This window comes from Isoptericola sp. Y541 (genome assembly GCF_059445465.1).
In genome coordinates this window covers 51,618-66,461 of the sequence record NZ_JCAIUJ010000006.1, presented here as the reverse complement: position 1 = coordinate 66,461, position 14,844 = coordinate 51,618, and the positions used below count along the sequence as shown (strand labels likewise).

Sequence of the window (14,844 nt, the reverse complement as noted above, 5' to 3'; positions counted from 1 at the left end):
AAGTAGGCTCGGAGCGTGCCACCGTCGTCGCCGCCGTTCCCTCCGCGCCCGCCCCGCACCCGCCTCTACGAACAGGTCGCGGAGCAGATCACGACATGGATCCGCACCAACGGCCTCGCCGCCGGCGACAAGCTGCCGCCCGAGCGCGAGCTCGCGACCCAGCTCGGCGTCTCCCGCGCGACCCTCGCCCAGGCGCTCGTCGCCCTCGAGGTCGTGGGCGCCGTCGCCGTCCGGCACGGCGACGGCACGGTCGTCACGGGCGTCACCACCGACCGCGTCGTCGACGCCGTACGCGCCCACGCCGACCGGCTCCCCGAGGTGATCGACACCCGCGACGCCCTGGAGACGAAGATCGCGGCGCTCGCCGCACAGCGACACACCGAGGAGGACCTGCGGCGCATCGACACGGCCCTGGACGCGATGGCCCACGCCATCGAGGACGGTGACCGGGGCGTCGACGGCGACGAGGAGTTCCACGCCGCGGTGACGGCGGCCGCGCACTCCCCACTCCTCTCGCGACTCATGGGCGAGATCGGCGAGCTCATCCGCGAGACCCGGATCGAGTCCCTCTCGCAGCCCGGGCGTCCTCGCAACTCCCTCGCCGGGCACCGCGTCATCGCCGACGCGATCCGGACCGGCGACCCCGCCGGCGCGGCCCAGGCCATGCACGCGCACGTCGAGCTGGTCTCCGACGTCGCGATGCTCGCCGACCAGCCCACCGACGAGCTCACCGACGAGCCCGAGCGGTGAGCGGCACGTGAGCGGCCTGGAGCACCTCGCCGTGCTGGCCGCCGGGCTGGGGGCCGGGGTGCTGACCTCGACCGTCGGGGTCGCCTCGCTCCTGAGCTTCCCCGTGCTGCTGGCCGTCGGCCTCCCGCCGGTCGTCGCGAACGCGTCGAACACCGTGGGCCTCCTGCCGGCGGGCGTCTCCGGCTCGTTCGGCTACCGCGCCGAGCTCCGCGCCCATCCGCGCATCGCGGCCACCGTCATCGTCACCTGCGCCGTCGGCGCAGTAGGCGGCGCCGTCCTGCTCCTCGCGCTCCCACCGGCCGTCTTCGAGGGCGTCGTGCCGTGGCTGATCCTGTTCACCTGCCTCCTGGTGGGCGCGCAGCCCACGATCTCCCGGTGGCTCGCCCGTCGCCGCAAGGGCGCGGAGGGTCCCCGGCATCGGATGTCCGCGGTCACGTCCGTGTTCTCCACGCTGACCGGCGTCTACGGCGGCTACTTCGGCGCGGGGTCCGGCGTGATGATGGTCGCTGTCCTCGGCCTCGGCACCGACCTCGAGCTGCGGTTCGTCAACGCCCTGAAGACGCTCGCGGTCATGTCGTCAAACCTCGTCGCCACGGTGATCTTCCTCGTCGTGGCCGACCTCCAATGGACGGCGATACTGCTGCTCGCCTCCGGCTCGGTCGTCGGCGGGTACGTCGGCGCGCGGGTGGGGCGGCGGCTGCCGCCCACGCTCTTCCGCGTGCTCGTCGTGATCGCCGGCGTCGTCACCGCCGCGGTCATGCTGCTCTGACCGTCGGCCTGCTGGTCTCCGACTGGCACCCGCGTCGTGCCAGCTAGGCTCCCGCCATGACCTCTGCGCAGCTCCTGTCGCTCGGCCCTGCCCCGCGCCCCGCCGACGGCGCGGACCTCGTCACACGGCTCCGGGACCTCGCCCAGCGGACCGCCGGGCCCGGCGTCGTCGGCCTCGACCGGGCGCGGGTGGCGGCGGACCTCGACGGCGCGGACGTCGCGTCGCTGGAGCTGGACCTCACGGGCATGGCCTTCGGCGCGGGCCACCAGAGCGCCGGCGCCTCGTGGACCCCGCCGGCCGTGACCGCTCGCGAGCCCGGCACGGTGCGCCGCGTGCGCGTCGACGCGCACCCCCTCACCGCCGTCGACCTGCCCGCGGACGTGACCGCCGAGGCCGAGGGCCTGCGGTTCGCCTGGGTGGAGGGCTCTGACGGGCAGGTCGGCGTCGAGCTGGTGGAGCCAGACGACGCGCACCCGGTCGCCGGCCACGCCCGCGTCGCCGTCTCGCGCGCGGGCCTGGTCGCGACCGTGCACGGCATGCTCGCGGTGTCGCTGCAGTCGCAGGGCATCACGCTGAGCGACCTCGACGTGCAGATCCACTCGCACGGCCCGCGGGCCGCGGGCCTGCGGATCGAGGCGAAGATCCGCAAGGGCTTCCTGTCCGCCGGAGTGTCCGCCACGGCCTCCGCGTCGGTCGACGCCGCGATGGTGCTCACCGTCGGGGACGTGCGGATCTCCAGCGGCAACCCCCTGGTCGCCGCCATGCTCGGCGCCGTCCGCGGGCGCGTCGAGGCCGCCGCCCACCAGCGCATCGACCTCGCTGCCGCCCTGCCGCCCGGCGTGCGGCTCGTGGACGTGCGGCTCGACGTCGGCGAGGAGCTCGTGATCAGCGCGCGCCTGGGCTGACTGTGAGGATCGCGGGGACCGTCAGGCGATGGCGGGCTGGTCCAGCACCCACAGCCAGGTCCCGTCGGCCTGACGACGGGCGACCTCGGCCGTCACGGCGCCCGTGTCCAGCCGGGTGGAGGTCAGCGCCAGGTCGCCCTGGACCAGCGCGGGCGCCGGCACGCCGGGGCCGAGCTGCGGCCGGTCGGCGAGGACGGGCGCGAGTACCGCCCGGATCGCCTCCCGGCCTACCTGCTGCTCCCCGGGCGGGAAGGCGAAGACGGCGTCGGGCTCGTACAGGGCGACGAGGCCGTCGAGGTCGCCCGCGTTCACCCGCTCGACGAACATCCGCCCGAGGTCGTTCGGTTCGAGGGCCGGACCGTGCTCACTGTTCACCATGCCGCGATCGTGCCACCAGCCCAGACGTCCGTCTACGGTTGACTGACCTGAACCAGGGTTCAGGTCGCACGCTGGCCTGTATGGACATCTTTACGGACGCCGAGCTCGAGTACCTGTGGGGTCAGCACCTGGGACGCCTCGCGACGCGGCGCCCCGACGGGGGCCTGCAGAACGCCCCGGTCGGGTTCTTCCTCGACCCGGACGCGGGCACGATCGACATCGGTGGGCACGCGCCCAGGGCCGGCTTCAGCCGGGAGATCATCCGCATCCACCCGGGCCGCATCATCTCCTTCGGGCTGGAGGGCGACGTCTGGCAGCCGAACGCCCGGGACGTGCGGTAGCGGCGGTCGGCTCCCGGGCGCGCCGTCGTGTCGGTGGGGCGTGACAGATTCGCACCATGCCCGACCGACCCGACGTCCCACCCGAGCACGTCGAGCGGCTCCGCGGCCTGCTCGGCTTCCCGGAGTGCGCCGAGGAGGATGCCTGGACAGGCGTCCGGTGGCGGGTCCGCGGCGCCACCGTGGCACACGTCTTCGGCGGCGAGGACCAGCGCATCCGCGTCACGTTCCGGGCGGAGCCCGAGGAGGTGCGGGCCTTCGAGCACCTCGGCCCGCCGTACTTCCGCGCCGGCTGGGGCAGCAACGTCGTCGGTGTCCTGCTAGACGACGGCACCGACTGGGAAGAGCTCGCCGAGCTGCTCACCGACTCCTACTGCATCCAGGCGCCGAGGCGGCTGGCCGACGCGGTCGCCCGGCCCGCTTCACCTGCTGCCCCTCGGCACAGACCGCCAGCACCTTACCCTTGAGTAAGGAATCCTCAGGCCGGTAAGGTGGACCCATGGCAACAGCGACCGTGACGTCCAAGGGACAGATCACCATTCCCGCCTCCGTGCGGAACTCGCTCGGCCTGAGTGCCGGCGATCGGGTGGACTTCGTCGAGCTGCCCGACGGCAACTATGAGCTGGTTCCCGCCACGCGGCCCGTCGCCTCGCTCAAAGGCTTTTTCGGCACGCCGCCCGAGCATGCCGTGAGCATCGAGGAGATGGACAGCGCGATCACCGAGTCCGTCGGGGAGGGCAACCGGTGATCGGTATCGACACCAACGTGCTCGTCCGGTACGTCGTCCGGGATGACGCCGAACAGACTGCGCTCGCCGACGACCTGATCGACGGTTTCACCACCGACGAACCCGGGCTCGTCCCGCTCATCGTGCTGGTCGAGTGCTGGTGGGTCCTCGGGCGCGCCTACGACGTTCCCGTCGACCGGCGTCGGGAGTTCGTGGAGGCTCTCCTGGCCTCGCAGGAGTTGCGGGTCGAGCGATCGGACACCGTCCGCGCTGCCGTCCGCGGAACGGTCGAAGGCGCCGACTTCGCCGATGCCCTGATTGCCCGAGCCGCGGCCGAAGCGGGTTGCAGTGCCGTCATGACGTTCGACCGCCGAGCAGCGCGGAGCGCGGGGATGCAGCTGCTGCTCACCACCTAGCGGGTCGGCAGGCGCCTCGAGCATCAGGTCGCGCGCCTGATCCTGTCCGACCGACGTCTGATCTGCCATGCCGGTGGTCGGTGGCTCAGCTTCTACTTCGGCGCCATGTCAGCGATCGATCCCCAGTCCGATCACTGGACACTCGTCGCCCGGTTCCAGGACGCCGAACCGTTGATGCTCCTGGCGGTGCGTCCCCGCCGCCTCGGCGATCACGATGAACATGACCCACGGAAGGATGCGGTCCAGAACCGTCCGGGGCTGCAGTCATTCGCCGGCTCATTCCGGCCTCTTCGTCCCTCAGAGCGTGACCGACGCGCCGACCAGCACCAGCTCGGACGTGTGCGAGCCCGCCGCGGCGACGCCCTCCGGGCGCTCGACGAAGCCGGGCAGTCCTTCCAGGCCGCCGCCGGCCTCGGTGAGCCGCAGCGCCAGGTCCTGGCCCGCCGGGACGGTCACCACGACCTCGACGCCCAGCTCCGTCGGCGCGTAGAACCGCGCGTCGAGGACGCCGTCCGACACGGGCACCTCGCGGCCCGCGAGGGAGGCCGACACCACGCCCTCGGCGTCGAGCTCGACGTACCGCAGCGCGTCGCTGGTGCCGACCTGCCCGCCGGGCCGCACGGTGAACGACATGGTTCGCTCCTCGCCCACGGTCTCGTCGCCGGTCAGGTCGACGACGGCGGGGTTCAGGTCCGCAGCCTCGGCGTCGCCCGCCCAGACCTCGTCGGCAAGGATCGGGAAGTCCGTCGACCGCTCGTCCACGAACTTCCCCGTCCACCCGCTGGGCGTGCCCTCGTCGGAGAGCCAGTGCGCCTCGCCGCTGTCGGCATCGAGGTAATAGGCGAGCGCCGTCGGCTCGGGGTGCTCGGCGTCGAACCGGTCGACGACGAAGCCTGCGACCAGGGCCACGACGGTGAGCGCCCCGCAGGTGCCGACGAGCCACCCGCCGGCCCGCCGGCGCGGCAGCAGCACCGCGAGCACGGGCACCAGAGCCAGGCCGAGCAGCGCGGCGACGGCCGCGGGCGCGGCTCCCGTCGCCAGACCCAGCGCGGGGAAGAACAGCAGCACGATCGGCACGAGGACCAGAACCCCGGCCGCGGCGCCGAGCGTCACGGCCACGCGCCGGCCCACGGCTCCGCGGGCCGCGGTGGTCGCGACGATCCCCGCCACCGCGCCCCCGAGCGCCGGCAGCGCCGCCAGGTAGGAGCCGCCGGGCGCCGCCGCCGCGAGCACCACGCCACCCACGGCGAGCCAGCCGAGCGCTCCGACGGCGAGGGCCGCCGCGCCCAGCCGGCGTCGCAGCCCCACGAACCAGCCCGTCAGGACCAGGGCGACGACGCCGAGCAGCGCGACCCGGAAGCCCCAGGGCCGCCACGGGTCGAGCATCTCGTCGTAGCCGGGGCGCACCGTGACCATCAGCCACCACAGCGCCATCGAGCCGAGCACGGCCCCCACCAGGGGGATCAGCGCCGAGACAAAACCGAGCGCGAGCCGGCCGGCCGACGTCCGATCGCCGAGCACCTTCCGGCGGCGCGCCAGGACGACCGCGAGCGCGCCGACGGCGAGCACCGCCGCGATCGCGAGCGGCCACACCAGCCAGCCCGGGTACCGGACGAGCACGCTGCCGGGCAGGGGAAAGTACGTCGCGTCGTTCGCAGACGGCTCGGCGAGCGCCCCCGCGTCCGCGTCCGCGTCCGCGTCGCCGAGCGTCCGGACGAGGGCGAGGGCGTTCGAACCGTGGTGCTGCAGGCTGGCGTGCGACATGCGGTCCGGCGTGTCCTGGGGCGCGTGGTATATCGCGGAGCCGTCGAGGTAGGCGGAGTTGAGGCCGGTGAACCGGCCGTCCGGATCGTCGAGGAACGGCGAGAAGTCGGTGTCGTTCGGCAGGATCCGGTACACCTCGACGGCGAGCGAGCTGCCCACCGGGTACGGCACCTGCGCGTACGCGTCCACGAGCGCGGCGTTGCCGTCGGACGTCTCGAACATGATCGCCGGGCCGGACGAACCACGGGCCTCGAAGTTCAGCACCACCCCGCCGTCCGCCGCGCGCGGGTCGGCGTGCGCGAACGCCTCGGCGCCGCACAGGCACGCCTCCTCCGCGTCGGTGAACACGAGCACGACGTCGCCCCGCAGCGCCGGCCCCTCGGCCAGCGCGCGCGCCGTCTCGAGGAGGGTCGCGACGCCGGCGCCATCGTCGTTGGCGCCGTGCGACACCTCGGCCGAGTCGTAGTGGGCGACGAGGAACACCGGGCCGGTGGACGCCGTGCCGGGGATCGTCGCGACGACGTTGCGCACCGCGGCCACCCGCGACTGGTCGCCCAGCCGCCCGGACATCCCCACGCCGTCGGTCACCTCCGGGGCGAGCCCGAGGTCCTCGAGGTCGCCCACGATCAGGTCACGGACCTCCGCCGCGGCGGCCGTGCCGTGCGGGTGCACGTCGGTGCTGATCGCCTCGACCGTCGCGAAGGCGCGCTCGGCGCTGAACTCGTCGGCGGGCGCGTCCGCCGCCCGCGGGGACGGGGGCAGCACCGACCACACGGCGAGCGCGGCGAGGACGAGGAGGAACAGCGTGCACGCGAGCGTCGTCGCCCGCGACCGGGTCTGGGTCACGCGCGCACGCTAGCCGCGCCAGGTCGCCGTGGCCCAATCGTGACTTGGGTCAGGCCCACGGTCGCTCGACGTTCAGCCGGCGGGAGTGCGGGCCGGTCCGCTCCGTCCGCACGACCGCCCACCCTGCGGTCGGCGCGAGGTGGTTGGATCGTCGCGTGCGCGCGATGACGTTCGACCAGTTCCGCGGCCCGGTCTCGGTCCGCGACGTGCCCGAGCCGTCCGCGCCGCCGGGTGGCGTCGTCGTGCGCGTGCACGCGAGCGGGCTGTGCCTCAGCGACTGGCACGCATGGGCGGGGCACGACACGGACATCACCACGCTCCCCCACATCCCCGGCCACGAGCTCGCGGGCGTCGTCGCCGCCGTGGGCGACGGCGTCGGGCGCTGGCGCGTCGGGGACCGCGTCACCTCGCCGTTCGTGTGCGGCTGCGGCCACTGCGAGTGGTGCCGCTCGGGGCAGTCCCAGGTCTGCCCGGACCAGACGCAGCCCGGGTTCACGCACGCGGGCTCGTTCGCCGAGCTGGTCGTGCTGCACGCCGCCGACGCCAACCTCGTGGCCCTGCCCGACGACGTCGACGACGCCACGGCCGCGAGCCTCGGCTGCCGGTTCGCGACGGCGTACCGCGCGGTCGCGGGGCGCGCCCGGGTACGCCCAGGCGAGTGGGTCACCGTGGTCGGGGCGGGCGGCGTCGGGCTCAGCGCCGTCATGGTCGCGAGCGCCCTCGGCGCCCGGGTCGTGGCCGTCGACCGGCACGAGGGCGCGCTCGATGCCGCCCGTCGCGTCGGCGCCGAGCACACCGTCCTCGCCGCGGAAGACGTCGACGTGCCCGCCGCCGTGCAGGAGCTGACCGGCGGGTCGCACGTCAGCATCGACGCCGTCGGCAGCGAGAACACCTGCGCGGACGCGATCGGGACCCTGCGGCGCCGGGGCCGGCACGTGCAGGTGGGCCTCCTGCCGCCGGTCGAGGGGCACCCCCGCGTGCCGATGTCCCGGGTGATCGGCTGGGAGCTCGACGTGCTGGGCAGCCACGGCATGGCCACCGCCGACTACCCGGAGCTGCTCGCGCTCGTCGAGGCGGGGCGGCTCCGCCCCCAGGACCTGGTCGAGCGGGTCGTCGGGCTCGAGGAGGGCGCGGGGCTCCTGCCGGGGTTGGCCACATCACCCCGCGCGGGGATGCTCGTCGTCGACCCGCGACGCTAGACTGTCCCTCGGCCTGAGAAGCAGCGGCAGCCCGCCGCAGGAGTCGTGGGAGGTGCGCGCACATGACCCGTAGCGAGCCTCCTAGTAGTCCGAGCCGCGACTGACGGCTCCCGCCCGCACCGTCGGGCGGTCACGGCACGCGCGAGCACCGCTCCCCCGCGCCGTCCATCTCTCCAGCGCCTCCCTCGTCATCGGGGTCGCCGCAGCCGCAGTCGCGGGACCGACGCACGCAGCCGTCCGTCTCTGCCCTCGGAGTCCCCATGTCCATCACGCCTGCCCGCACCTCCAGCTCCCGCACGCTGCGCAACAGCCCTCTCCTCGGCGCGTTGCGCCCCCGCCGGCTCGGCCCGGCGGCGGGCGCCGGCGCCCGTCTCGGCCGCACCGACGCCGAGGGCCGCGATCCCGATCCCGCAGGCCGGCGTGACGTGCCCGGCCGGTCCGTCGTCGAGGCCGCCCTGTACGACGCGGACGGCCGCCGCGTCGCCGGCTTCACCCGGCTCGCCGACACGTTCCGCGAGCTCCGCTCCCACCCGGGCGGGATGGCCTGGATCGGGCTGGACCGCCCCGACGAGAACGAGCTCGCGTCGCTCGCGCGCGAGTTCGACCTGCACCCCCTCGCCGTCGAAGACGCGATCGTGGCGCACCAGCGCCCCAAGATCGAGCGCTACGGCGAGACGCTGTTCGTCGTCCTGCACGCCGCCCGGTACGTGGATCAGGCCGAGGAGGTCGAGTTCTCCGAGCTGCACGTGTTCGTCGGGCCCGACTTCGTCGTCACCGTGCGCCACGGCGCGTGCCCGGACCTCGCCGCGGTGCGCACCCATCTGGAGGCGCACCCGGCCATGCTCGCCCGCGGGCCGGAGTCGGTGCTGTACGCGATCGTGGACCGCGTCGTCGATGACTACGCGCCCGTCGTCGCCGGCCTGGACGGCGACATCGACGAGATCGAGTCCGAGGTGTTCGGCGGCGACGCGGCGGTGTCCCGGCGCATCTACGAGCTCTCGCGCGAGGTCGTGGAGTTCCAGCGGGCGGTGCGGCCCCTTCAACGGGTCTGCGGGTCGCTCGCCAAGGGCGCGGAGAAGTACGGCGTCACCGAGGAGATGCAGGCGTACCTGCGCGACGTCGCCGACCACCTCACCGAGGCGGCCGACCGCGTCGAGTCGTTCCGCGCCGCGCTGCGCGACATCCTCACCGTCAACGCCACGCTCGTGGCCCAGCGGCAGAACGAGGAGATGACGCACCTCACCGAGGTGAGCATCCGCCAGGGCGAGGAGGTCAAGAAGATCTCCGGGTGGGCGGCGATCCTCTTCGCGCCGACCCTGGTCGGGACGATCTACGGCATGAACTTCGACGTCATGCCCGAGACCCACTGGTCCTGGGGGTACCCGGCCGCGCTCGTGGGCATGCTCGCGGTGAGCGTGGCGCTCTTCGCGGTATTTCGCTGGAAGCGATGGATCTGAACCGCGCCGCAGCCGAGCGCGCCGTCGCCCGTCCCGGTCGCTAGGGTCACGGGGTGAACTCCACTCCGGCGCCCGCGCCCGGCACCCCGACGACGGCTCCGGCGGGCCTGACGCCCGCGACCCGCACCCTGCTGACCCTGGGCGCCGCCGTGCTCCTCCTCCTCGGCGTGCACTGGGCCGCGGAGATCCTGGCGCCGCTGTTCGTCGCCGCGGTGATCGTGATCATCTGCCACCCGGTGCGCCTTCCCCTCGAGCGCCGCGGGTGGCCGCGGTGGGCGGCGACCACGGCGGTGATCGTCGTGGCATACCTCATCATCGCGGCCCTGCTCGCGATGCTCGTGTTCGCCGGGTTCCAGTTCGCCGACCTCGTCACCGACTACCTCGGCAAGCTCGAGCAGTCCCTCGACAGCGTCGCGGCCCAGCTGTCCGATCTGGGCCTGGACGCCCAGATCGCCGACACCGCGACGTCGTTCCTGGAGCCGTCGCGGCTCCTGGCGGTCGCCGGCAGCGTGAGCGGCATGGCGCTGTCGGTCGCGACCGCCTTCTTCTTCGTGCTCGCCTATGCGATCTTCATGGCGGCCGACGGCGCGCGGTACTCCACCGCGTCGCGCCTGTTCGGAGCCACGCACGGCGGGCAGATCGACCGCGCCGCCCGGTTCAGCTCCGGGGTGCGGCGCTACTTCGTGGTCAACGCCTCGTTCGGTGCGGTCGTCGCCGTCATCGACGGCTTCGCCCTGGCAATGCTCAGCGTGCCCGCGCCCGTCGTGTGGGCCATCCTCGCGTTCGTCACCAACTTCGTCCCGAACATCGGCTTCGTGCTCGGCCTCATCCCGCCCGTGATCATGGCGTTCGTCGTGGGCGGGTGGCCCCTCGCCCTCGCGGTGGCCGCGGTCTACAGCGTGGTGAACGTGGTGCTTCAGGTGCTCGTGCAGCCGAAGTTCGTCTCGGACGCCGTCAGCCTCAGCATCACCCTCAGCTTCATGTCGGTGGTCTTCTGGACCTTCGTCATCGGCCCGCTCGGCGCGATCCTCGCGATCCCGCTCACCCTCCTGGTGCGGGCGCTCGTCCTCGAGGGCGACCCCCGCACCGTATGGCTGCGCTGGCTCTCGGGCGACAACGTCACCCCGGACGACGAGGCGCGCGGGAGCGCCGTCGCCAGCGCCGCCACGGCGCCCGCGCCCGCCGCCGGTCCGGCGCCGTCCCACCCCGCCGTCGACCGGGTCCGCGCGGCGCTCGACGCCCGCGGGGCCGACGGCGAGATCCGTTGGCTCGACGACACCGCCACCACCGCCGCCCGTGCGGCCGACGCCCTCGGCGTGCCGGTCGGGGCGATCGCGAACTCGCTGGTCTTCACGCTGGACGACGAACCCGTGCTGGTGCTGACCAGTGGCGTCCACCGCGTGGACACCGACTTTCTCGGCGCGCGCCTCGGCGGCCGGCTCGGGCGGGCGAGCAAGGAGACCGTGCGCGACGCCACCGGTCAGGTGATCGGCGGCGTCGCGCCGGTCGGGCACCCGGCCCCGGTGCGCACCTACGTCGACGAGGCCCTGCGCGAGCACGACGTCGTGTGGGCGGCCGCCGGGCACGCGAAGACGGTCTTCCCGACGACGTTCGACGAGCTGGTGCACCTCACCGACGGCACGCCGACGCCGGTCGCGGAGCACGCGGACCGGTAACGAGGTCCGTGTCGTCGGTGACCGCGTCGAGCTGCGGCGCGACGCCCGGGTACTGCGCCTCCGAGAAGCGCGAGGTCTGCGCGACGCCGCACGTCACGTCGACGAGGTCGGCGGGCACCGGCGGGTACCGGCGGGCGAGGCGAGCGTGACGAGCCCGGCCGCGGCGACGGCGACGGCGGCCAGCGCCACGCGCCGCGCCGACCGGTCCTTACCTCCGGCACTCATACCGCCGCCGAACCCATCACCATCCACGAGGCCCGCACGCACCTCGTGGAGGACCTCGTCGAAGAGGCCAGCGCCGAGCAGCTCGGCGTCGGGCTCCGGCTACCAGCCGCGCAGCCGCTCGGGCACGATTCGCAGGAGCATGCGGTAGTCCTCGTGGAACCGCTCGGGCGTGCTCCCGAGCCGGCGGATCGCCGCCAGGTACTTCGCGTCGAACACCGCAACCTGCTCCGCGCCGAGTCCGCCCTCGTCGACCTGGGCTCGTCCCAGGAGCACGACCACGTCGTCCCCGCTGGAGTCCGTGTTGAAGTGGAGCGCGGCCTGAGGCCGGGCGCTGAGGTTGCGCAGCTTCGCCGTGCCCGGGCGCGAGACCACCGTGATCTCGCCGATCCCGGGCCCCTCGGCCGGACCGTCGGCGTTGTCGTGGGGGTCGGCGGGGAGCCAGAGGAACCACACCGGCGTGGGCTGGGGCATGCCCGCCGGGTCGACCGTCGTGAGCCAGACGACCTCCTCCGTGCGGAGACGTTCCGCGGCACGCTGCCCGTGGCGGGTCGTGAGGTCGATGGTGCCCGATGCGGTCATAGGAGCAGGCTCCCAGACGCGGCGCCGACGGGTCCTCCACGCTGCGGCCGACGCGCCGAGCGGACGACCGGGGACGGCTCTAGCCTGAGGCAGGCGGGGGTCCGGCGATCAGCGAGGGAGCACGACGATGGCTCACGGCGACATCACGCACATCGACATCCCCGTGACGGACATGGACCGCGCCAAGGGGTTCTACTCCGGCCTGTTCGGCTGGCAGATCGAGGCGCCGCCCGGGTTCGAGGACTACCCCATGTGGCGCGCGCCCAACGAGATCAGCGGCGGCGGGCTCGCGCCCCGCAGCGAGGGCTTCGCCCAGCCGCGCAGCTACGTCGAGGTCGACTCGATCGACGACACGCTCGCGAAGTCGACCGAGCTGGGCGGCGTCGTGATCATGGCGAAGTCCGAGATCAGCCCGACGAGCTGGTGGGCCGTGTTCGAGGACCTCGACGGCAACCGGATCGGTCTCTACGAGGGCGTCACCGACGCCAGCTGATGCGACCGTCCGGGTCGCCGTCCCGGCGCGGGCGCAGCGCCGCCGGTGCCGGCCACGGCAGCTCGAACCGCTCGACGGGGACGTCGATGGCGCCGAAGTCGTCGGTCTGCACGACCACGCGGTCCGGGGTCACCTCGACCAGCCGCACCCGCAGAGGGTCGTCGTCGGCGCGCTCGAACATCCACACGTCGGCCATCCAGGACAGCCCCACCTCCTCGAGGGCCTCCTCCGCGCTCGTCCAGTCGACCGGCCCGCTCAGCTCGCGCCCGATCAGGGACACCGCCACCCACGCGTCGCCGTCGGGGCGGAGCCAGCCCAGGGGCTCGCGGTCGTCCGGGCGGCGGTGGGCGATCCAGTCGGCGGGGAGCATGGTGGCACCGTAGGCGAGCGCCGGCTCCGGGCGCGAGCGGTTTCCGGGCGCTACCTCGCCGGACTGTGCGCCCGGGCGTCGGCGATCCCGCGGGCGTAGGCCTCGGCGCTGCCCTCGCGGAAGAGGTCGTCGACGCTGGGCCGCACCAGCGTGCGCGCGCCGGGCCCGTCGCCGTCGAACCCGTCGCCCGCGAGGACGTACCGCCCGAGCCCTCGCACCACCGCCACGGGCCGGCCGTCGGCCTTGCCCCGCACCAGCTCGGAGGCGGCGGCGACCTCGTCGACCACGGCCGTCACGGTCGCCGACAGCGGACGACCGTGCTCGTCGACGCCACCGCGCAGGTCGTCCACGACGGCGACGCCGGCCGCCCCGATCGCGATGTCCGTCAGGCCGTCCCGCCACGGGCGGCCCGCGGTGTCCGTCACGACGACGCCGAGGCGGTCCAGACCGAACCGGCTCCGCAGCGCAGCGCGCAGCGCGCGGGCGGACGCGTCCGGGTCCTCGGGCAGCAGCAGCACCGTGCCCTCCGGCGTGTTCGACGCGTCGACGCCTGCCGCGGCCATGACCAGCCCCAGCCGGTTCTCGACGATGCGCAGCGGCGCCAGGCCGCCCGGGCGTTCCCGCGTCGCGACCACGCGCACTGTCTCGTCGGTGATCGCCTGCTCGCGGTCGTCGGCACGGACCACGCGGCCCTCCGCCTTCGACACGATCTTCGACGTCACCACGACGACGTCACCCTCGGCGAGCGCGTCCTCGGCGAGCGCGTCCTCGCCGGTCGAGCTCGTCGAGACCCCGCCCAGCAGGTCGCCCACGAGCGCGACGAGGTCGTCGCCGGGGCGCACCTCGGGGAAGCCGTCGAGGGCCCACGCCGAGATCCGCGCGCCCGGCGGGGAGGTCTCGACGGGCCCGACCGGCGAGTGGCCGCTCACCGCACCAGCTTCGGCAGCACCTCGCGGCCGAAGACCTCGATCCACTCCCGCTGGTTGCGACCCACGTTGTGCAGGTAGATCCGGTCGAAGCCGAGGTCCACGTACTTCTGGATCGCAGCGCGGTGCTCGTCGGGGTCCGAGGAGATGACCATGCGGCCCTCGAAGTCCTCGGGGCGCACGAGCTTGGCCATCTGCGCGAAGTCGTGCGGCGAGCGGATGTCGGCCTTGGGGAACTTCATGCCGCCGTTCGGCCACTCCGTCATCGCGTTCGCGAGCGCTTCCTCGTCGGTGCCCGCCCACGACATGTGCACCTGCAGCACCTTGGGCATGCCCTGCGGGTCACGACCCGACTCGCGCACCCCGTCGTCGAACTTGCCGAACAGCATCTCGATCTTCTCCAGCGGCGCCCCGACGGTGATGAGCCCGTCGGCGTGCTTACCGGCCCGCTTCGCGGTGATCGGGCCGGCCGTGGCGACGAGGATCTCCGGCGGCACCTCCGGCATGGTCCACAGCCGGGTGGACTCCATCTTGTAGTACTGCCCCGAGTGCTTGACGTCCTTGCCGTCGGTCCCCGACTGGAACAGCTTCTTGATGATGTCGATGGCCTCGAACATGCGGTTGATCCGCTCCGGGGCCTCGGGCCAGTAGCCGGCCACGACGTGCTCGTTGAGGGCCTCGCCCGAGCCGAGCCCGAGCCAGTGCCGCCCGGGGTACATCGCCGCCAGCGTGGCGGAGGCCTGGGCCACCATCGCCGGGTGCCAGCGGAACGTCGGGGCGGTCACGCCGGGCCCGAGGTCGCCACGAGTGCGCTCGCCGAGGGCGGCCAGCACGTTCCACACGAACGCCGCCTCGCCCTGCTGCGGCACCCAGGGCTGGAAGTGGTCGGCGGCCATGACGCCGGAGAAGCCGTGCTCCTCCGCGTAGGCGGAGAAGTCGAGGACGTCGGTGGGATGGAACTGCTCGAGCATCGCGGCATAGCCGATGGTCAGGTCGGGGTTGGCAGCCATCCACCGACCTTATCCC

General features: G+C 73.7%; 18 protein-coding genes and 1 pseudogene. 12 read left to right on the top strand and 7 right to left on the bottom strand.

Features of this window, described 5'->3' with window-relative positions; genetic code table 11:
• Window positions 1–15: 15 nt before the first annotated feature.
• From AC1C2V_RS13925 to AC1C2V_RS13915, 3 genes are read left to right on the top strand one after another with little or no spacing between them, the layout of a single operon-like run.
• Window positions 16–750, top strand: coding sequence for a FadR/GntR family transcriptional regulator (locus AC1C2V_RS13925; RefSeq protein ID WP_495390219.1), 735 nt, complete (start codon window positions 16–18; stop codon window positions 748–750).
• Window positions 751–757: 7 nt separating this feature from the next.
• Entirely contained in the window at window positions 758–1,519 is a 762-nt protein-coding gene (locus AC1C2V_RS13920) for a sulfite exporter TauE/SafE family protein (RefSeq protein WP_495390218.1), read from the top strand.
• Window positions 1,520–1,575: 56 nt separating this feature from the next.
• Window positions 1,576–2,424: a hypothetical protein gene (locus tag AC1C2V_RS13915; protein ID WP_495390217.1), complete on the top strand. Its 849-nt coding sequence runs from the start codon at window positions 1,576–1,578 to the stop codon at window positions 2,422–2,424.
• 21 nt (window positions 2,425–2,445) lie between these two features.
• On the opposite strand, the gene AC1C2V_RS13910 is transcribed toward AC1C2V_RS13915, so the two are convergent.
• On the bottom strand, window positions 2,446–2,802 hold the full coding sequence (locus tag AC1C2V_RS13910; RefSeq protein ID WP_495390216.1) for a YybH family protein: 357 nt from the start codon (window positions 2,800–2,802) through the stop codon (window positions 2,446–2,448).
• An 80-nt stretch (window positions 2,803–2,882) separates the two neighbouring features.
• On the opposite strand from AC1C2V_RS13910, the gene AC1C2V_RS13905 reads away from it, so the two are divergent.
• From AC1C2V_RS13905 to AC1C2V_RS13890, 4 genes are read left to right on the top strand one after another with little or no spacing between them, the layout of a single operon-like run.
• Entirely contained in the window at window positions 2,883–3,143 is a 261-nt protein-coding gene (locus AC1C2V_RS13905) for a PNPOx family protein (protein ID WP_495390215.1), read from the top strand.
• A gap of 56 nt (window positions 3,144–3,199) precedes the next feature.
• Window positions 3,200–3,607: an MmcQ/YjbR family DNA-binding protein gene (locus AC1C2V_RS13900; protein ID WP_495390214.1), complete on the top strand. Its 408-nt coding sequence runs from the start codon at window positions 3,200–3,202 to the stop codon at window positions 3,605–3,607.
• A gap of 32 nt (window positions 3,608–3,639) precedes the next feature.
• On the top strand, window positions 3,640–3,888 hold the full coding sequence (locus AC1C2V_RS13895) for an AbrB/MazE/SpoVT family DNA-binding domain-containing protein (RefSeq protein WP_495390213.1): 249 nt from the start codon (window positions 3,640–3,642) through the stop codon (window positions 3,886–3,888).
• Window positions 3,889–3,905: 17 nt separating this feature from the next.
• The gene (locus AC1C2V_RS13890) at window positions 3,906–4,283 is read left to right on the top strand and encodes a type II toxin-antitoxin system VapC family toxin (protein WP_495390212.1); all 378 of its coding nucleotides are present in this window, start codon (window positions 3,906–3,908) and stop codon (window positions 4,281–4,283) included.
• Between the two features lie 297 nt (window positions 4,284–4,580).
• Here the strand turns inward: AC1C2V_RS13890 and AC1C2V_RS13885 are convergent, their stop codons facing one another.
• Window positions 4,581–6,893: a M28 family peptidase gene (locus AC1C2V_RS13885; protein WP_495390211.1), complete on the bottom strand. Its 2,313-nt coding sequence runs from the start codon at window positions 6,891–6,893 to the stop codon at window positions 4,581–4,583.
• Between the two features lie 155 nt (window positions 6,894–7,048).
• On the opposite strand from AC1C2V_RS13885, the gene AC1C2V_RS13880 reads away from it, so the two are divergent.
• From AC1C2V_RS13880 to AC1C2V_RS13865, 4 genes and pseudogenes are all read left to right on the top strand, one after another.
• The gene (locus tag AC1C2V_RS13880; RefSeq protein ID WP_495390210.1) at window positions 7,049–8,092 is read left to right on the top strand and encodes an alcohol dehydrogenase catalytic domain-containing protein; all 1,044 of its coding nucleotides are present in this window, start codon (window positions 7,049–7,051) and stop codon (window positions 8,090–8,092) included.
• A 260-nt stretch (window positions 8,093–8,352) separates the two neighbouring features.
• Window positions 8,353–9,549 carry a magnesium and cobalt transport protein CorA gene (locus AC1C2V_RS13875; RefSeq protein WP_495390209.1) on the top strand — a complete coding sequence of 399 codons (1,197 nt, stop codon included), beginning with the start codon at window positions 8,353–8,355 and terminating at the stop codon, window positions 9,547–9,549.
• A 53-nt stretch (window positions 9,550–9,602) separates the two neighbouring features.
• Window positions 9,603–10,556 (top strand): annotated as a pseudogene (locus AC1C2V_RS13870) (AI-2E family transporter); the annotation flags it as partial.
• An 87-nt stretch (window positions 10,557–10,643) separates the two neighbouring features.
• Window positions 10,644–11,225: a YbaK/EbsC family protein gene (locus AC1C2V_RS13865; protein ID WP_495390434.1), complete on the top strand. Its 582-nt coding sequence runs from the start codon at window positions 10,644–10,646 to the stop codon at window positions 11,223–11,225.
• Between the two features lie 93 nt (window positions 11,226–11,318).
• Here AC1C2V_RS13865 and AC1C2V_RS13860 read toward each other — a convergent pair whose 3' ends face one another.
• Window positions 11,319–11,450: a hypothetical protein gene (locus tag AC1C2V_RS13860; protein ID WP_495390208.1), complete on the bottom strand. Its 132-nt coding sequence runs from the start codon at window positions 11,448–11,450 to the stop codon at window positions 11,319–11,321.
• A gap of 99 nt (window positions 11,451–11,549) precedes the next feature.
• Window positions 11,550–12,029: a pyridoxamine 5'-phosphate oxidase family protein gene (locus tag AC1C2V_RS13855; protein ID WP_495390207.1), complete on the bottom strand. Its 480-nt coding sequence runs from the start codon at window positions 12,027–12,029 to the stop codon at window positions 11,550–11,552.
• Window positions 12,030–12,156: 127 nt separating this feature from the next.
• Between AC1C2V_RS13855 and AC1C2V_RS13850 the strand changes: the two genes are divergently transcribed.
• Window positions 12,157–12,522 (top strand): VOC family protein, encoded by a 366-nt coding sequence (locus AC1C2V_RS13850; RefSeq protein ID WP_495390206.1) that lies wholly within the window; start codon window positions 12,157–12,159, stop codon window positions 12,520–12,522.
• On the opposite strand, the gene AC1C2V_RS13845 is transcribed toward AC1C2V_RS13850, so the two are convergent.
• The 3 genes from AC1C2V_RS13845 to AC1C2V_RS13835 are packed head-to-tail and all read right to left on the bottom strand — an operon-like array spanning window position 12,506 to window position 14,828.
• Window positions 12,506–12,892 carry a hypothetical protein gene (locus tag AC1C2V_RS13845; protein WP_495390205.1) on the bottom strand — a complete coding sequence of 129 codons (387 nt, stop codon included), beginning with the start codon at window positions 12,890–12,892 and terminating at the stop codon, window positions 12,506–12,508. The two genes, AC1C2V_RS13850 and AC1C2V_RS13845, sit on opposite strands and share 17 nt — an antisense overlap.
• 50 nt (window positions 12,893–12,942) lie before the next feature.
• On the bottom strand, window positions 12,943–13,821 hold the full coding sequence (gene cofE, locus AC1C2V_RS13840; RefSeq protein ID WP_495390204.1) for a coenzyme F420-0:L-glutamate ligase: 879 nt from the start codon (window positions 13,819–13,821) through the stop codon (window positions 12,943–12,945).
• Complete coding sequence (locus tag AC1C2V_RS13835) at window positions 13,818–14,828, bottom strand: TIGR03557 family F420-dependent LLM class oxidoreductase (protein ID WP_495390203.1); 1,011 nt, start codon at window positions 14,826–14,828, stop codon at window positions 13,818–13,820. Before AC1C2V_RS13835 ends, cofE begins: the two co-directional genes overlap by 4 nt.
• Window positions 14,829–14,844: the final 16 nt, after the last annotated feature.